Origin of the sequence: Paenibacillus sp. B-A-8 (assembly GCF_048572915.1) — a bacterium.
In the GTDB taxonomy this organism is placed as follows: domain Bacteria; phylum Bacillota; class Bacilli; order Paenibacillales; family Paenibacillaceae; genus Paenibacillus_AQ.
Window position 1 is genome coordinate 487,393 of record NZ_CP183882.1, and the last position, 15,607, is coordinate 502,999.

The 15,607-nt window shown below is 47.0% G+C and carries 15 protein-coding genes; 13 read left to right on the forward strand and 2 right to left on the reverse strand.

What is annotated here, in order from left to right; all coding sequences use genetic code 11:
• Positions 1–98: 98 nt before the first annotated feature.
• A complete protein-coding gene (locus ACN6MV_RS02210; protein ID WP_042123679.1) occupies positions 99–323 on the forward strand; it encodes a YezD family protein in 225 nt (74 codons plus the stop codon).
• Positions 324–639: 316 nt separating this feature from the next.
• Here the strand turns inward: ACN6MV_RS02210 and ACN6MV_RS02215 are convergent, their stop codons facing one another.
• Positions 640–948, reverse strand: coding sequence for a hypothetical protein (locus tag ACN6MV_RS02215; RefSeq protein WP_042123682.1), 309 nt, complete (start codon positions 946–948; stop codon positions 640–642).
• Positions 949–1,207: 259 nt separating this feature from the next.
• Here ACN6MV_RS02215 and ACN6MV_RS02220 point away from each other — a divergent pair, with 259 nt between their 5' ends.
• From ACN6MV_RS02220 to ACN6MV_RS02265, 10 genes are all read left to right on the forward strand, one after another.
• A complete protein-coding gene (locus ACN6MV_RS02220; RefSeq protein WP_339288944.1) occupies positions 1,208–3,469 on the forward strand; it encodes a helix-turn-helix domain-containing protein in 2,262 nt (753 codons plus the stop codon).
• A gap of 286 nt (positions 3,470–3,755) precedes the next feature.
• A complete protein-coding gene (locus tag ACN6MV_RS02225; RefSeq protein ID WP_419885605.1) occupies positions 3,756–4,676 on the forward strand; it encodes an ABC transporter permease in 921 nt (306 codons plus the stop codon).
• A 10-nt stretch (positions 4,677–4,686) separates the two neighbouring features.
• The gene (locus ACN6MV_RS02230) at positions 4,687–5,547 is read left to right on the forward strand and encodes a carbohydrate ABC transporter permease (protein WP_419885606.1); all 861 of its coding nucleotides are present in this window, start codon (positions 4,687–4,689) and stop codon (positions 5,545–5,547) included.
• 59 nt (positions 5,548–5,606) lie between these two features.
• Complete coding sequence (locus ACN6MV_RS02235) at positions 5,607–7,229, forward strand: extracellular solute-binding protein (protein WP_339288948.1); 1,623 nt, start codon at positions 5,607–5,609, stop codon at positions 7,227–7,229.
• A gap of 79 nt (positions 7,230–7,308) precedes the next feature.
• Positions 7,309–9,264, forward strand: coding sequence for an alginate lyase family protein (locus ACN6MV_RS02240; RefSeq protein ID WP_419885607.1), 1,956 nt, complete (start codon positions 7,309–7,311; stop codon positions 9,262–9,264).
• Between the two features lie 108 nt (positions 9,265–9,372).
• Positions 9,373–10,446 carry a glycoside hydrolase family 88 protein gene (locus tag ACN6MV_RS02245; RefSeq protein ID WP_081954226.1) on the forward strand — a complete coding sequence of 358 codons (1,074 nt, stop codon included), beginning with the start codon at positions 9,373–9,375 and terminating at the stop codon, positions 10,444–10,446.
• A 55-nt stretch (positions 10,447–10,501) separates the two neighbouring features.
• Positions 10,502–10,717, forward strand: a complete 216-nt coding sequence (locus ACN6MV_RS02250) for a hypothetical protein (protein ID WP_042123693.1) — start codon at positions 10,502–10,504, stop codon at positions 10,715–10,717.
• 20 nt (positions 10,718–10,737) lie between these two features.
• Entirely contained in the window at positions 10,738–11,151 is a 414-nt protein-coding gene (locus tag ACN6MV_RS02255) for a GNAT family N-acetyltransferase (RefSeq protein ID WP_042123695.1), read from the forward strand.
• A gap of 217 nt (positions 11,152–11,368) precedes the next feature.
• A complete protein-coding gene (locus tag ACN6MV_RS02260; protein ID WP_419886708.1) occupies positions 11,369–12,001 on the forward strand; it encodes an NAD(P)-dependent oxidoreductase in 633 nt (210 codons plus the stop codon).
• A 46-nt stretch (positions 12,002–12,047) separates the two neighbouring features.
• A complete protein-coding gene (locus ACN6MV_RS02265) occupies positions 12,048–13,691 on the forward strand; it encodes an NAD(P)H-hydrate dehydratase (protein ID WP_419885608.1) in 1,644 nt (547 codons plus the stop codon).
• Between the two features lie 7 nt (positions 13,692–13,698).
• Here ACN6MV_RS02265 and ACN6MV_RS02270 read toward each other — a convergent pair whose 3' ends face one another.
• Positions 13,699–14,154: a hypothetical protein gene (locus ACN6MV_RS02270; RefSeq protein ID WP_052414434.1), complete on the reverse strand. Its 456-nt coding sequence runs from the start codon at positions 14,152–14,154 to the stop codon at positions 13,699–13,701.
• Positions 14,155–14,473: 319 nt separating this feature from the next.
• Here ACN6MV_RS02270 and ACN6MV_RS02275 point away from each other — a divergent pair, with 319 nt between their 5' ends.
• Both ACN6MV_RS02275 and ACN6MV_RS02280 read left to right on the forward strand, forming a co-directional pair.
• Entirely contained in the window at positions 14,474–15,055 is a 582-nt protein-coding gene (locus ACN6MV_RS02275) for a DUF4269 domain-containing protein (protein ID WP_375104599.1), read from the forward strand.
• Positions 15,052–15,471: a GNAT family N-acetyltransferase gene (locus ACN6MV_RS02280; protein WP_042123703.1), complete on the forward strand. Its 420-nt coding sequence runs from the start codon at positions 15,052–15,054 to the stop codon at positions 15,469–15,471. The genes ACN6MV_RS02275 and ACN6MV_RS02280 overlap by 4 nt, the downstream gene beginning before the upstream one ends.
• Positions 15,472–15,607: the final 136 nt, after the last annotated feature.

The window sequence follows — 15,607 nt, forward strand, 5'->3', positions numbered from 1 at the left end:
TCCGTGCTAAGTTAATTCATAGTATACTGGTTGGTAATAACGGAATTGTGAAAATTAGGCGGATATAATCCTTTGGATGGGGAAAGGGAGGCTAGAGAATGGCTAAACCGCTGAAAGTGGATGATTTATGGCTTACGCGGATTGCAGGGCTTCTGGATGATATGGAGTTTGGCTCCTTGCACATCGTAGTGCATGAAGGTCAGATTGTTCAGATGGAGCGTACGGAACGCAAACGTTTTGAGAATGGCAATGGCAACGCAAATGGGCGTTACATTGGTGAGGGCGGAACCCGGCGAGCTGATTCCCAATCGGCAGGACGTTGATACAATCCCGGGCAATCATACAGGTATATATTATCTTACTGGATTAAAATTATGGAGTTGCCTCAGCAGCCTTGAAAGCCTGCTGAGGCAACTCCTCTGTTTTTTGATACGAAGCATCGATCGGACTCAGAGTACCCCTAAACGCAGTTTTTTTGCACATTTGGCATGCTAACGGACCCTATAAGTCGCTATCGCATAAAAAACATCAAATAGGTATCTCTTTTACCAAAAGACAGAGCAGCGATTCATCCGAACATGGAGAAACGACTGCTCTGTTATCTTTTTCCCACGCAAGCGACCGACGATATCAGCCCATTTAATAGCGAGGGGCTTGGCGTGAGGCGGACACACCCTCCATCAGCAGTACGAGCGCAGTAACGCCGTGCATAATCCAGCCTAAGATAGGAATGAACGCTAAAATCGAGGTGATAATGCCTAGCACGTTTCCGACAATGGGTTTCCGCTCTCTTTGCAGTATAACGATGGCTACTGCGTGAAGCAAAAAAGCAATGGCCAGTGGAACCCAACCATTAGCGATGATAAAGAGTCCACCGATCAACGGCAGAGCCAGAAAGGCTTCATACAGGCACGTACCCCATTTAAACAGCTTTGCTACAGGAGACATTATGCTTCACCAACCTTTTTAGAATATTGTTATAGATACTATTCCACACAGTTAGTAATAGGATTCAAGAATTTGATCTTCCCAAGTCCTGTGAATAGCGCAGTGAATTTTGGTAATGGACGGCATTTTCATATTCATATATAGTGTGAGTTAGATATTTCCAAAAGGATGGTAAGGAGATGTAATCACCCGATGAGGATACAAACTTTCCTATTAGGTGATTTTCAATTTTTAAAGGAATCACCAAGGGGAGATGAAATTGCTTAGAAAGTCTTTTTTCACAAAACTACTTATTGCCTACCTTATTATTGTATTCGCTTACACGATGATTGCGGTCTGCCTGTCTTTTTTTAAGGACAGTCAAAGAGTGCGTTCAGAACTTAGTCAGAATCAGCAGAATTTTCTGATGCAATCGCGTGACAAAATTGATACGAAGCTCGGTGTTTCTTTCAATTTAATTGCGCAGTTGAGATTAGATGAGCATGTCGTTAAATTCGCTGAAAAAGAACGGAATTACTATGAGATCACACAAACCTCATATGCACTGCAAAATCATATAGATGCATTCTCTGAATTCGGCTACAGCATCGATTTAATGAAGACTAACGACGATCTGGTCATTACGCCGCAAATCTCGTCGGATAGAAGACGTTATATGGAAGATATGGGGATGACTAATGAGGATTTTGCACAATTAGGCACAGACAGCACGAGCCCAAATATAACGCTATCGAGTAGACGAAATACTTCGGTGGGAGATGAAAGCGCATCCATAATAATTGTTAATCCAGAAAGGGTAGGAATAGGGAATTCATTGTTTTTCGTTGTCTCATTCTTTGAGCAATTACTGCTGCCGCCCCTATCATCTGATACGCAAGAAGCTTTTGCCATTATCGAGAATGGTCGATACGTTACGCTCAAATCAAGCTTTGACGATAAACGGGGCAAGGAATTGCTTACTTATCCACTGGCACAACTAGATGGGCAGGCAACCGCTGATTACACGAAGCTGTCCAATGAGGAATTCGATTTCCATTTGATCCGCTCGAAAACGATGCCACAATGGTCGTATATGTATGTTACACAGAATTACTCATTGGCAGACTCCTTTACACCGAACTTGAAAGGGGCTGTACTTCTACTAGTTATTCTCATCATTGTTGGACTTGCGTTCGCATATACAGTTTCCAGGCGCATGTACCGGCCAGTAGGTCATCTCGTCGGCTTGTTCAAAAGCTACGGTGAGCCTGCGGGTACAGACGAATTCGCTTTCCTCAATGAGACAGCGACGAGTATAAGTAAAGCTAATGAACAGATGAAATCTGCACTAAATGAGCATAGACTCTCAATGAGAGACAAGTTTCTGCGGGATTTGCTGCATGGATTAATTTCTCCTGACAAGGTGGATGACCTGCTAAATACGCATCAACTACAAAGCCTTTCTGCCAACTTGAGCGTTTGCGTGATTTCCTTCTCGAACAGTAAGGAATTGGAGGAGCAATATTCGAAAGAAGCGATTCTTACGATAAAATCAAAGACTTCGTTGATCATTTATGAGCAGTTGAAGGTTCATTTCCCTTGTGAGCTGCTTGATCACGATTTCACTAAATTTGTCTTCATAATCAGGGACTCCGATACGGAATCGATTCAGAAGAAGCTCATGAAAGCGATGGCTCAAGTCGAGGATGCACATGCGTATGGATTGACTGCAGCTGTCGGCCAGCCCGTAGCCTCTGCTGGTGAGATTGACCGCTCCTTTATCCAGGCGCTTGATATCCTGAAGCGGAGATCGGCAGTGGATAAGACCTCCGTCATCACTTATAAACAACTCAGCCAAGTTCAGATGGTTAGCTATTATTATCCTATCGATACGGAACGCGAGCTGATTAGCTATGTGATTCGCGGCAAACGGGAAAATGCATTAAATACGCTAAACCGTCTTCTATCGGAAAATCTGGAGCAAAGGCAGTTAACGCGGCAGCAGCTCGACCAGTTCAGCTTGCTTGTGTTGGCTACACTGAGTCGAATTATCCAGCAGTTGAATATGTCTTTCGAAGAATTTGTTCAAGCCCACAAGGAATCTCTGGACATTGTGCAGCACGGCGAATCGAAGGAGCTGATGGTTTCGGCCATCACGACCTTATTTAGCGCTATGCTCGATACGATTGATCAGCAGAATGAAATGATGGATAACAGTACGGTAAAGCGGATGATCGAATATATTCACGACAACTACAACAGGGATTTATCACTTAGCATGATAGCGGAGGAGTTTAACTTCTCTCCCGGGTATGTCAGCATCGCATTCAAAAATCATTCCGGCGAAAATTTTAAAGATTACTTGAATTTTTATCGTGTGCAGCAAGCCAAAGAAATTATGCGTCAACAGAAAGACATTAAGATTGGTGATTTGGCGCTGATGGTCGGCTGCAACAATGCGAACACGTTTATTCGCATGTTCCGGAAGTATGAAGGGTTAGCTCCCGGTCAGTACGCAAAGAAGCTTAACGAGAAGCAATAAGATTTCAAGGCTTTATATAATGAATATTGTTGATTCAACAATAGCCGCCTAGCCTAAGTGCCAGGCGGCTATTGTATGTTCGACGGACGTTTCTCTATAACGAGAAATTGTTGATACATAAAAAAATGCACATTATAGGCCATGACATAAAGAGTTGGTGGTAGATGAAATAATGGCGATAGACAGCGCTTACATTCATTCCTATAGTTTAAATTGCAACGCTGACCTTTCAATTGGGAGCGCTCCTGAGGGGATCAGCTAAACATCGTTGCGAGAGGAGAAGAGAGTGCTGCTTAACTTTAAGGAAATAAAAACCAACCTGATCAGAGACCGTTATCTTTATCTACTCCTGATACCGTTTCTGGCTTGGTATATCATCTTTGCGTATAAGCCGATGTACGGTCTGCAAATCGCCTTTAAGGATTTCAGTGTATATAAAGGAATTGAAGCGAGTCCCTGGGTTGGATTTGAACACTTCGAGACCTTTTTTAAAAGTCCATATTTCTGGCGGCTATTAAAAAACACAGTATTGCTCAGTTTGTATCAATTGCTGTTCGCGTTTCCTGTGCCGATTATCCTCGCTTTGTTATTTAACGAATTGAAGAATGGGGTATTCAAAGCAACGGTGCAGACCTTCACGTATTTGCCCCATTTTATTTCGGTCGTTGTCGTAGCTGGGATTGTTACTAACTTTTTGGCTCCTAGCAACGGCATTGTCAATATCCTGATCGAAATGATGGGAGGAGAAAAACAATACTTTCTGACCAATCCCGATTATTTCCGTACGATTTTTATCGGGTCCATGGATATTTGGAAGGAAGCTGGATTTGGTACCATCATCTATATAGCTGCATTGTCCGGTGTCAATCCGGCTTTGTATGAAGCAGCGGTTATCGATGGAGCTAATAAATGGAAGCAAATGTGGCATATCACGCTTCCCGCCATCATTCCGACGATCGCAATCATGCTTGTCATGAAGGTGGGTTCTATGCTGGAAGTAGGCTATGAGGCGATCATTCTTCTGTATCAGCCAGCCACCTATGAGACGGCCGACGTTATTAACACCTATGTGTACCGGTCCGGTTTGCAGGATGCACGTTACGACCTGGCGACAGCGGTGGGACTGTTCAATGCCGTCGTTGGATTTATTCTCGTCGTATTTGCCAACAAGATGAGCAAGAAGTTAACGGAGACTGGATTATGGTAGGTGATGGAAGATGAAAAAAACCAGAGGCGAAAAGCTGTTTTATATCTTTAACTGTGTATTTCTTGGATTGATCGCTTTGCTCGCGTTGTACCCGTTTGTCTATGTCTTATCCGCATCCATCAGCTCCTCCCAAGCGGTCGTTACAGGCAAGGTGATCTTACTACCGCGCGATATTAACTTTGACTCCTATGCAAAGGTATTATCGGAAAAAGGGATTTGGATTGCCTATTTAAACACGTTCTATTACACCATATTCGGCGTAATCGTCAATTTAATTCTCACCATTTGCGGTGCCTATGCCCTGTCCAAGAAACGGGTTATGGGGCGCACGGCCATCAGCTTCTTTATTGCGCTGACGATGTGGTTCCAACCGGGCATGATTCCGATGTATCTCAATTTCCGAGATCTGAACATGCTTGACAACAGGTTTACGATAATTATTGGTTTCGCGATTACGACCTTCTATGTCTTCCTCATGAGAACGTTCTTTCAGAGTATTCCGGAGGAACTCGAGGAAGCGGCAAAGGTTGACGGAGCAAATGATCTGACGATCTTATGGAAGGTTTATCTGCCGCTGTCCAAAGCTTCTCTTGTGACGATCGGATTATTCTATGCGGTGCACCGCTGGAACGGCTATTTCTGGACGATGATCCTACTGAGCGACGAGAGTAAGGTACCGCTACAAGTCTTGCTAAAGAAACTCATCGTAGAAATGAACGTGAGCGACGAGATGGGGAATATGGCGGTATATTCTAAGGAAACGATCATTTATGCGACGATCATCGTCTCTATTATTCCGATTGTTGCAGCCTATCCCTTCATTCAGAAATATTTCGTCAAAGGCACCATGATCGGCTCGGTCAAAGGATAGTTGGCTGCTTAAATTTTTTTAATATGAAATCAAGAAACCAATAATTGGAGGTCGTGAATGTGGGTAACAAAAAATGGATGAAATCATCTGCAATAATCATGTTGACAGTCGGTATGCTGCTAGCCGGCTGTAGTAACAATAACGCTCCGCAAAATAGTGGAAGCGCGGCGAATGATTCAAAAGAGGCAGAGGCAAACCCTCTATCCGGGCATCTGATCGTTAAAGACCCGCTTGAACTGACGATCCACATGCACTACTCCGATAAGTTTATATTCGACGATAACTGGCCCGTCTTCAAAGAAGCAGAAGCCATGACCAATATTAAGTTGAAGGGAACCGCATCTAAAACCTCGACGAATAGCAAAGAACTGTTCAATACAATGATGGCATCCGGGAAAATTCCGGATCTGGTTCATCATCAAATTAAGGAGCAGTATGACAGTCTGGGGATTGAAGGGGCCTTTCTTGAGCTGGATGGATTGATCGAAAAGCATGCCCCGAACATTAAAAAGTTCTTTTCCGAACATCCAGATGCAGCCAAATATATGAAAGCCTACAACGGAAAAACGTATTTCCTTAACTTTACTCCGGATGGGCCGGCTGCTAAAGGCTGGTTTGTACGCCAGGATTGGTTGGATAAATTGGGACTTGAGCAACCGAAAACGGTAGATGAGCTGTACGCGCTATTGAAAGCATTCAAAGAAAAAGATCCGAACGGTAACGGAGTGAACGATGAAATTCCATACTTCAGCCGGACAAAGCTGGATGGGATTTATGATCTGCTGATCCAGTGGGGCGTGCGGGGCGGGGCCGATGCGGCCAAACGCGGATTTTACGCGGACAACGGTGTCGTGAAGTACGGCATGTATGAGCCAGGATATAAGACGGCCATTGAAAATATTGCGAAGTGGTATAAGGAAGGTTTAATCGATAAAGAAATCTTCACCCGCGGAGCGAAAGCGCGTGACATTTTGCTCGCAGACAATGTCGGTGGCATGACGCATGACTGGTTCGCCAGCACGGCTAATTTTAATGACATTCTTGCAGCTAAGATTCCGGGCTTCTCCTTTGTTCCGATGACGCCTCCAGCGAATACCGAGGGCAAAGTCGTCGAAGAGAGCTCCCGTAAAGAGACGCATGCGAGCGGATGGGGAATCTCAGCGGCAACCAAACATCCCGTCGAAGCGATCAAATATATGGATTTTTGGTTCTCCGAAGAGGGCCGGAGACTAATGAACTTTGGCATCGAAGGAAAGGATTACGACCTCGTGGACGGCAAGCCGAAGTTTAAAGATTCTGTATTGAAAAATAAAGAAAAGACAGTGATCCAACAGCTTCAGGAAGAGGGAGCACAGATCGAGCTGGCCTTTCATCAAGACTATGCTTACGAAGAGCAATGGACCAACGCGACTGCATTGAAAGGCATCAAGGAATACATTGACAATGGCTATATTATGGAGGCTTACCCGCCGATTGCGTATACGGATGAGGAACGGACCAAATTTGAGGAGTTAAATGCTGGCGTACTGACTTATGTGGAGGAGAAGCTTCAGAGATGGGTGCTTGGCGTGGAACCGATCAACGATGAGACATTCAGTAAGTATATCAAGGAATTGGAAGGATTAGGAATAAAGGATTTGCTTGCTTTAGAGCAAGGTGCATACGACCGTTACATGAAATAGCTGGAGTCGCTCCTTCCGGAGTCTTAATGATTTCGGAGGGGGCATTTCGAATTCGAAATAACATAATGGAGATGAATAAATGAATCTGCAATCATGGCTGAAAGAGCCGATGTCTACGACGGAGCTGTTAGCTAACTTGCGATCACGGCTTGAGCCGATGGACGAGAAAGCCGCCTATATCGCAGCACATATGCCTGATCATGTGCGCGAGACGATCACGAATGCCGAATTCGCCTATCAAGGAATGATCATGCTTCCCGGTACGGGGGGAGTCAGGGAATTTGTCGGGAATCCGCCCAGCTGGCTGGAGCGCAGACATAATGACAATGAATATTTATGGCAGCTGAATCGCATGAATCATTGGCAGGACTTACTGGAAGCTTACTCGCTTACCAAGGACGCGAAGTATGGACTCAAGGTCATCGACGAAATGCTGGACTGGATCGAAACGGTTACTATTCCTGAGGACTTGCTCGATAAGCCGATCGGCTATTTTACGGAATGCCATCCGCTGAGGGTTTTGGAGATTGGTATCCGGGGCTACAAAATTTGGCCGCTTGTCTTGGAGCATCTAGGCCGCTCGGAGCTGTTTACGGAGGCAGTATTAGAGCAGTATTTAACGGTCATTTACAAGCAAGTAAAAGCTTTGCGTAACGTGTCGCCTCAGCTGTGGCCTAAAGCGGATCATAACCATTATTTAATGGAGTGTTTGGGACTTCTGACGACTGCCCTTTACTTTCCCGAGCTGAAAGAAGCTGAGGAATGGAAGGCTTTTGCGATCGAGGGCATCGAAAAGTGCAGCATGGCGCAACTGACAGAGGACGGCGGTCAAATCGAGGGCTGCCCATCGTATCATAATGGCTGTATGTTCTGGTTTGGGCTGGCTGTGGTTCTGGCTAAGCGTTTCCAGTTTCAGTTCTCCCCAGCGTACATGGAACGGTTTAGAAAAAATCTGGATTACTCCATTTACTCGTTAAGACCAACCGGGAAATGTGTACCTGTAGGTGATTCCTATGCGAACCCGCTTGCTGTAATGTCCGGTGTCTATGGGTATTTTGCGTTGGATGATGTTTCTTGGCTGGGGCTAGCAACGAACTTGATCGATGTGACTGAGGTGGTACGGGAAGCAAGCAAGCATGTATGGAGAGCACTCGATGTCCGCCAATTCGTGGAAGAGCTGCATTCTCTGCAGGGCAGACAATTTGTATTAGATAAGCAGACGACATTCTGGAATGGTACGCTAGATCAAGCGATTATCCGCAGCGGCTGGGATTCAAAGGCTCTTAGCTTTTTGTTTATATGTAAAAGCCCAATACAGAATGCCCACGCCCATATCGATCTGATGAGCTTTGATTTTACGGCGCTTGGAAAAGACATGATTTGCGATCCCGGATTTTTTTGTTATCGGGATGATGAAGACCGCAAACAGTTTAAGAGCTCAAATTATCACTCCACACTGCTGATCGATGAGCGAGATCATTTCGAGTATATTTCTCCGTTTAAATTCGGGCCGCAAAAGCCCGGTGGAATCTACAATGTAGAAGATAGAGGCTTCTACCGGCTCGCCAGTGCTTGTCATACCAACTACGATCCGGTTGTTCATCACCGGCATATTTCGCTAGTGGATAATCGATTCGTGCTTATTGCCGATCGGGTAGAAGGGCTGAATGACCATAGCGTTCAGCGCTATTTCCATCTAGATTTTGTCGAGGTGGAAGAGAACAAGAACGGTGTGATCGCGACAAGTAATATTGCGAATCTCGCGATAGCGACAAGCCATACGGGAGAATTGAATCTCTTGAAGGGAAGATTATCCGATGAGACCGATCTCTCAAGGCCTTCGACAAGGGTCCGCTTTCAGGATAGGTACAGCGGTACTATGAATTTCTTGACCGTGCTTATTCCTTTTCATGGGGTGCAACAGCCTGCCGTTCAGATTATTGAAGAAGAGGAAAGTGTATTTAGCTTCGAGCTTGGAGATCAGTACTTGGTTTCGATAAACGAAAGAGATATGCACATAAGCAAACGGGCTTGAAAAGGGGGGACCCTTAGAAAGTTAAAAATAGGAGTGAGCAGATTGTTGAACCTTCAGGCTGATGATCAAATTTGGGTAGATAATGTCATTTCTAAACTAACGGACAAAATGGACGCCGTATGTGAACGATCAAGAAGCAAAATTCCATATACGACAAGAAATGGCACGCACGACAATCAGATTGAAAAAGATATCAACTGGTGGACGAATGGATTTTGGGGCGGTATGATGTGGCTCATGCACCATGAAACCGGCGCTCAGAAGTACAAGGAAATCGCCAATTTCACGGAAGATGCATTGGATGCCTGCTTCCATCAATTCTACGGTCTGCATCATGATGTCGGATTTATGTGGTTGCCTACGAGCTTGGCCAATTATAAAGTTACCGGAAATCCGGAATCCCGTAAGAGGGCAATGCATGCCGCCAACTTACTTGCTGGACGATTTAATCTGGCAGGCGGATTTATCCGCGCTTGGAACGATGATACGGCCAGCGAAGATACAAGAGGGTGGGCGATCGTGGACTGCATGATGAATCTCCCGCTTCTCTATTGGGCGAGCGAAGAGACTAACGATCCGCGATATGCGCAAATCGCAATGAGGCATGCGGACACCGCTTTAGAAGCTTTTATCAGGCCGGACGGTTCCGTGAACCATATCGTGGAGTTTGATCCGTTCCATGGAGGAGTAGTCCGAACTTACGGCGGCCAAGGCTACGAGGATGGCTCGTCCTGGACACGTGGGCAGACCTGGGCTTTATACGGCTTTATGATCAGTTATACACATACGGGAAAGCCGGAGTATTTGCAGGCGGCCAAACGGGTGGCGCATTATTTTATGGCTAATATTCCGGATAACGGGGTTATTCCAATCGATTTCCGGCAACCGAAGGAGCCCGCTTACGAAGACTCCACGGCAGCGGTGATCGCAGCTTGCGGACTGATCGAGATCACCCAAGTTGTTGGCGAGCACGAAAAGGAGGTCTACCTGAACGCTGCGCTGAAGCTCCTGAGAACAGTGGACGCTACTCGCTGCGACTGGACGACCGATTCCGATCATCTTTTAATGAACGGTTCAGCAGCGTATCATCATAAAGACATTCATGTTTCAATCATTTATGGCGATTATTATTTCATGGAAGCTGTGTTCAAGTTAAAGGGGAACGACTTGTTTTTGTGGTAGTGAAATGATATACCAGATGTGCTAATCGGATTAATGGGAGTAATTGCATAGTTTAATGAGAATCGTTGATTCCAAAAGCCGCCTTGCGTATGTGCTAGGCGGCTTTATTATTTTTGGACAGACATTCCGTTATTCCGAGAAACTGTTGTATGTTCAATATGGGAAGAGGGGTAAGCGTTACCTGAACTATGCTGATCCTTGCCTGTGTACCACAGAGTCGTATATAGTTGGAACAGCAATGCTGAACGGTGCTAAGCTTAGTGTATGTTAAAGAGCTAGGAGGAGAACGGTATGGGGACGACAGGAAAGCTGGATATACGTCATGAATGTCCTTCAGTGGAACAGTATTTAGCGCTGAGAAAAGAAGCTGGTCTGAGTGAAATGAGCGCGGAAGGGGCTGGGATAGGATTGCCTCGATCTATTTTCGCGGTTACCTTGTATGAGGAGAATACCTTGATCGGGATGGGCAGGGTGATTGGCGATGGGGGATGCTTTTTTCAGGTCACGGATATCGCGGTTAAGCCTTCACATCAAGGACGGGGTTTAGGCAAATTGATCATGGGGGAAATTAGGCAATTTCTTCATACTGTACCGGACAAGGCTTATGTAAGTCTGATTGCAGATGGGGAAGCCTCGAAATTGTATGCACAATATGGCTTTGAATCGGTCATGCCACGTTCTCAGGGAATGTTTTTGCGCCCTTAATGCGAGTACATGCTGTTCAGTAGAGAGTGCCCCTTGTGTTGGTTAAGGGGTTTTTCGTTTGGAAGTTAACTTATTGGGAATCTGATTTTAAATAACCCTCGTGGGATAAATAATGTTTAAAGGTTGTAAGGGAAAAGCTATTGAGACGAGTATTGAAAATACAAATAAGTAGGAAGGTCGTACAATGACCTTATCTAAACAAAGTGAGGAAAAACAGATGGATGTTGTAGTATTGGGTGCTTCAGGAACGATTGGAAAGGCGATTGTACAGGAGGCTTTAAAAAGAAAACATGAGGTAACCGCTGCGGTACGTAACCCAGAAACGTTCACTCTTGAACATGAACGTCTGCACATCACGACAGTAGATGTTCTAGATGCTGCTTCAGTTGCAGCTGCAGTCCGTGGACATGAAGAGGTCATTAGTGCTTACGGTCCAGCAGTCGGCCAAGAGAAGGATTTGATAACAGCAGCGAAGGCGATTGTAGGGGGAATGCAAGAAGCTGGGCTTAATCGATTGCTGGTTGTTGGTGGTGCGGGCAGTTTGAAGACAGAAACCGGAGAGCTGTTGATGGATACGGAAAAATTCCCTGCTGAGATTAGACCGTTGGCTGAGGCACATGCGGAAGCTTATGAAATCTATAAAAACACAGAGCTGGACTATACGTATGCCAGTCCTGCCGCGGAAGTTCAGTCAGGTCGACGTACAGGTCAATTTCGCATTGGACTCGACCGTCTCGTTTTTGATGAGAATGGCGAAAGCATGATTAGTGTGCAGGATTTTGCTGTAGCTATGATAGACGAGCTGGAAGAGGGGAATTTTAGCCGGACGAGATTTACTGTAGCTTATTGATATCAAGCTAGTTGTGGATTGAAGTGTAGCGGAAAGGGGCCGAATCATGTATCTGGTAACTGCTGAGCAAATGCGGCAGCTGGACGGAGAAACGATCCAGCGGCTGGGGATTCCAGCGATTGCGCTGATGGAGAATGCGGGAAGAGTGATCGCAGAGGAGATTGTTGCGCTGTGCCGGCGGAGAGGTGGAGCGAGCTGCAGAAATGCAGCCGATGGAGAAGACGCCGGGCGGACGGATGCCGCGCTTCCCGTCGCGGCATTTCAGGTCAGCGCAGATCATGCGCTGACCCTGGACCATGCCGCCGACGAGCGATGGTTCATCCTAGTCGGCAAAGGCAACAACGGCGGCGATGGCCTCGCCGCCGCACGGTACCTTCGCGAGACGGGCATTGCCGTCACGCTCGTCTATGCGGTGCCGCCGGAGTCGCTCTCCGGCGAGGCCGCCCTGCAGCGCGATGCGGCTGCAGCCATGGGCCTGCCTGCCGTGGTATACGGCAGGGACCGGTTGGACCTTGCCGAGTGCAGCGGCATCTTGGATGCGCTGCTCGGCACCGGCGCCGCGGGAGCCCCGCGCGGCGCCTATGCGGAGCTGATTGCCGCAGCGAACAGCAGCGGCAAAGTGATTGTGTCCGCGGACATCCCGAGTGGTCTGAACGCGGACACGGGTGAGACGCATGAGCCTTGCATTCATGCGTCGGTGACGGTATGCCTCGCGTTTCTCAAGCGAGGCCTCCTGCAATACCCCGGCGCAGGCGCTGCGGGGCATGTGAAGGTCCGGGCCATCGGTATTCCGACTTCTCTGGCCTCAGAAAGCGGTGTGCAGGTTCACCTGCTGACACCGGAAGTGCTGCATGCCCATCTAGGCGTAGATATAGCCCGCCGGCGTTCGCCTGAGGGCCATAAAGGCACTTATGGGCATGTCCTTCTTGCCGCCGGCACCTTAAGAATGAGCGGTGCCGGACTGCTCTCTGCCCGTGCTGCGCTCCGGGCAGGCTGTGGGTTGGTGACATGGGCGCTTCCTCAGAAGTTGATGCCTGCTATCATCGGTTCTGCCCCTGAACTCATGCTGGCCGATGTTGGAGGCAATGAAGATGGAACCTGGCAAGCAAGGAGCGTTTCAGAGCTGCTGAAGCTAAGTAAAGAGCGAGATGTTCTTGCCGTTGGTCCCGGTCTTGGTCGATTTGAGGCCGATACAGAATGGCTTCGCAATCTCTGGGAAGGAACGGATTGTCCTCTGGTGATCGATGCCGATGCCTTGAACATATTAGCTGAAGCTGATTACAAGAGCTGGGCAAGTAGACGCCATCCCGTGATTCTGACGCCTCATCCAGGTGAGATGGCTCGCCTTGCTAGTATAACAACAGCTGAGGTGCAACGGGACCGCATCAGACTGGCTACAGGTTATGCGAAAGAGCATGGGATTACACTCGTATTAAAAGGAGCACATACGGTTATAGCAACGCCAGAAGGGCAAGCTTATGTAAACACCACAGGCCATCCCGGCATGGGCACTGGTGGAGCCGGTGATGTGCTAACGGGCATCATTTCCAGCCTGCTGGCTCAGGGACTGAATGAGACACAGGCAGCAGCTTTTGGTGTATATTTACACGGATTAGCAGGGGAGAGAGCTGCCCGTCAGCGCAATAATCCAGCGGCTATCATTGCCGGTGATATCATAGAAGCACTCTGAGTGCAGCTTATAACAGCAGTAAGCAGAGCAGCGGTAGAAATAGTGCAAATACAGGCAGTAGCAGAGGGGAGCGCTCCACACCCAGTTGCGTCACCCGTAGCAGCAACAGTCCCAAAATTCCTGCAAAACCCCATAGCAGTAGATCTGCACCTTGTTCTGCTGCTAGCCATAGACCTGCACCGAAACCTGCGGCAACGTATACAACAAGGGAAACGATGTGGGATGTGGAGCGTAGGAGGCGCAGTAGAACATCGGCTACTAGTGCTGCTGGCAGTCCATAAGCGTAAATCGCATATGGGATTGAAAGAGGCCAACCCTCAGGTACGCCGTTATGTTGTGGAAACCCAAGCATAAGTAAGGAGATAAGGACGTACGTTAGCCCTGCGCAGGCTAATTTTGTTAAGGCATACATGCCACTTGTTAAACGGACAGAAGGAATATCATAATCGGGCATCTTATTCATAGGTATACATTCCTCTCATGGTGTGTTGTGTATCAGCTTGTACCCATGTCTTCACCGTTGACATGAATACACGTCGGCGGGGATTCATTTGATTTTCTAGACTTGGCTGGCGGCTTTGGTGCTGTGTGGGGAAAATGTCGGGCTGGTCCTTACATCCTGTTCGTTCCCCATAATAGGGGTAGGTGGGATTCATTTTTCTAATACACTCCTCCTTGCCTTCTATCCTCCGTATATTTCTATGCTTGCGCCCAGAAAAGCGTGCGCTGTCTTTAATACATATGCGTTTATAAACCCGAGTCGGAGGAGGCGCTTGTCCAAAGTGAATGATTGGCGAAAAATCGATGATTTGAATCGTGGAACCGCGGTTCAGAAAGAGGTCTATAACCTTCTTACAGAGCTGGATATTATGAATTTACTAACGGACTATAATCCCTTGTTGGTTGGGACAATACCGCTTGGAATTCAAGTGGAGGGCAGCGATTTGGATATCATTTGCGAGGTTCATGATTCTGCGAAGTTTAAGGCGCTAGTTGTTCGATATTTTGGAGCCATGGAGGGGTTTGTTAGCGAATCGCGGGTGGTTCAAGGCATACCTCGAACGAAAATTAACTTTATGGCAAAGGGCTGGCCTATAGAACTGTTTGGACAGCCGAGGCGAACGGAGCTCCAGAATGGTTATTTGCATATGATCGTTGAAGCTGAAATTCTAGCTCAAATGGATGATGCTTTTCGCAAACAAATCATTTTTTTAAAGACAAGTGGATGGAAGACAGAGCCTGCCTTTGCGAAAGCTCTGGGATTAGTGGGAGATCCTTACGAAGCGCTGCTGGAGCTGGAAAAGCTTCCTCGAAGTGCTCTTCATGCTTTATGCCGTTCTGTACAAGCGAGGGGACAAGTATGATTTATAGAGAAATGGTTGCGGATGATTATGAAGCTGCTTATCAGCTGTGGGAGCATACAGAGGGGATGGGACTTAGCGAAGCGGATTCAAAGCCGGAAATTCTGCGTTATCTGGCGCATAACCGAGGCTTTAGCCAGATTTGTGAGAATGAAGATGGCCAGATGGTAGGTACGGCATTATGCGGGCATGATGGGCGAAGAGGCTACATGTATCATGTTGCAGTTCATAATGACTGCCGGGGGATGGGTGTTGGTCGTAAGCTTGTGACTCGCTGTCTCGAGAATCTCCGTACAGCCGGTATTGCCAAGTGTCACCTGATGGTTATTGGAACCAACGAACAAGGAAGAGGGTTCTGGGAAGGGATGGGCTGGCAGTATAGAAGTGGAATTATGCTGTACTCCCAGGATATCTTGTGATACTCAGGGCATGAAATAGAAATACTAGCCTTTGAATAAGCAATGTTAGGCATTGCATATCACAGCAAATGTCACGGTGAACTCCGACAGCTAGTGCAGTATACTATATAGGAGTACGATAATTGCCTATTCTTGC

Coding starts and splice junctions, on each gene's coding strand:
- ACN6MV_RS02240 (WP_419885607.1), top strand. CDS start 7,309: ATGAATCTGCAATCATGGCTGAAAGAGCCGATGTCTACGACGGAGCTG.
- ACN6MV_RS02265 (WP_419885608.1), top strand. CDS start 12,048: ATGTATCTGGTAACTGCTGAGCAAATGCGGCAGCTGGACGGAGAAACG.
- ACN6MV_RS02245 (WP_081954226.1), top strand. CDS start 9,373: ATGGACGCCGTATGTGAACGATCAAGAAGCAAAATTCCATATACGACA.
- ACN6MV_RS02250 (WP_042123693.1), top strand. CDS start 10,502: ATGAGAATCGTTGATTCCAAAAGCCGCCTTGCGTATGTGCTAGGCGGC.
- ACN6MV_RS02215 (WP_042123682.1), bottom strand. CDS start 948: ATGTCTCCTGTAGCAAAGCTGTTTAAATGGGGTACGTGCCTGTATGAA.
- ACN6MV_RS02270 (WP_052414434.1), bottom strand. CDS start 14,154: ATGAATAAGATGCCCGATTATGATATTCCTTCTGTCCGTTTAACAAGT.
- ACN6MV_RS02280 (WP_042123703.1), top strand. CDS start 15,052: ATGATTTATAGAGAAATGGTTGCGGATGATTATGAAGCTGCTTATCAG.
- ACN6MV_RS02230 (WP_419885606.1), top strand. CDS start 4,687: ATGAAAAAAACCAGAGGCGAAAAGCTGTTTTATATCTTTAACTGTGTA.
- ACN6MV_RS02260 (WP_419886708.1), top strand. CDS start 11,369: ATGGATGTTGTAGTATTGGGTGCTTCAGGAACGATTGGAAAGGCGATT.
- ACN6MV_RS02255 (WP_042123695.1), top strand. CDS start 10,738: ATGGGGACGACAGGAAAGCTGGATATACGTCATGAATGTCCTTCAGTG.
- ACN6MV_RS02210 (WP_042123679.1), top strand. CDS start 99: ATGGCTAAACCGCTGAAAGTGGATGATTTATGGCTTACGCGGATTGCA.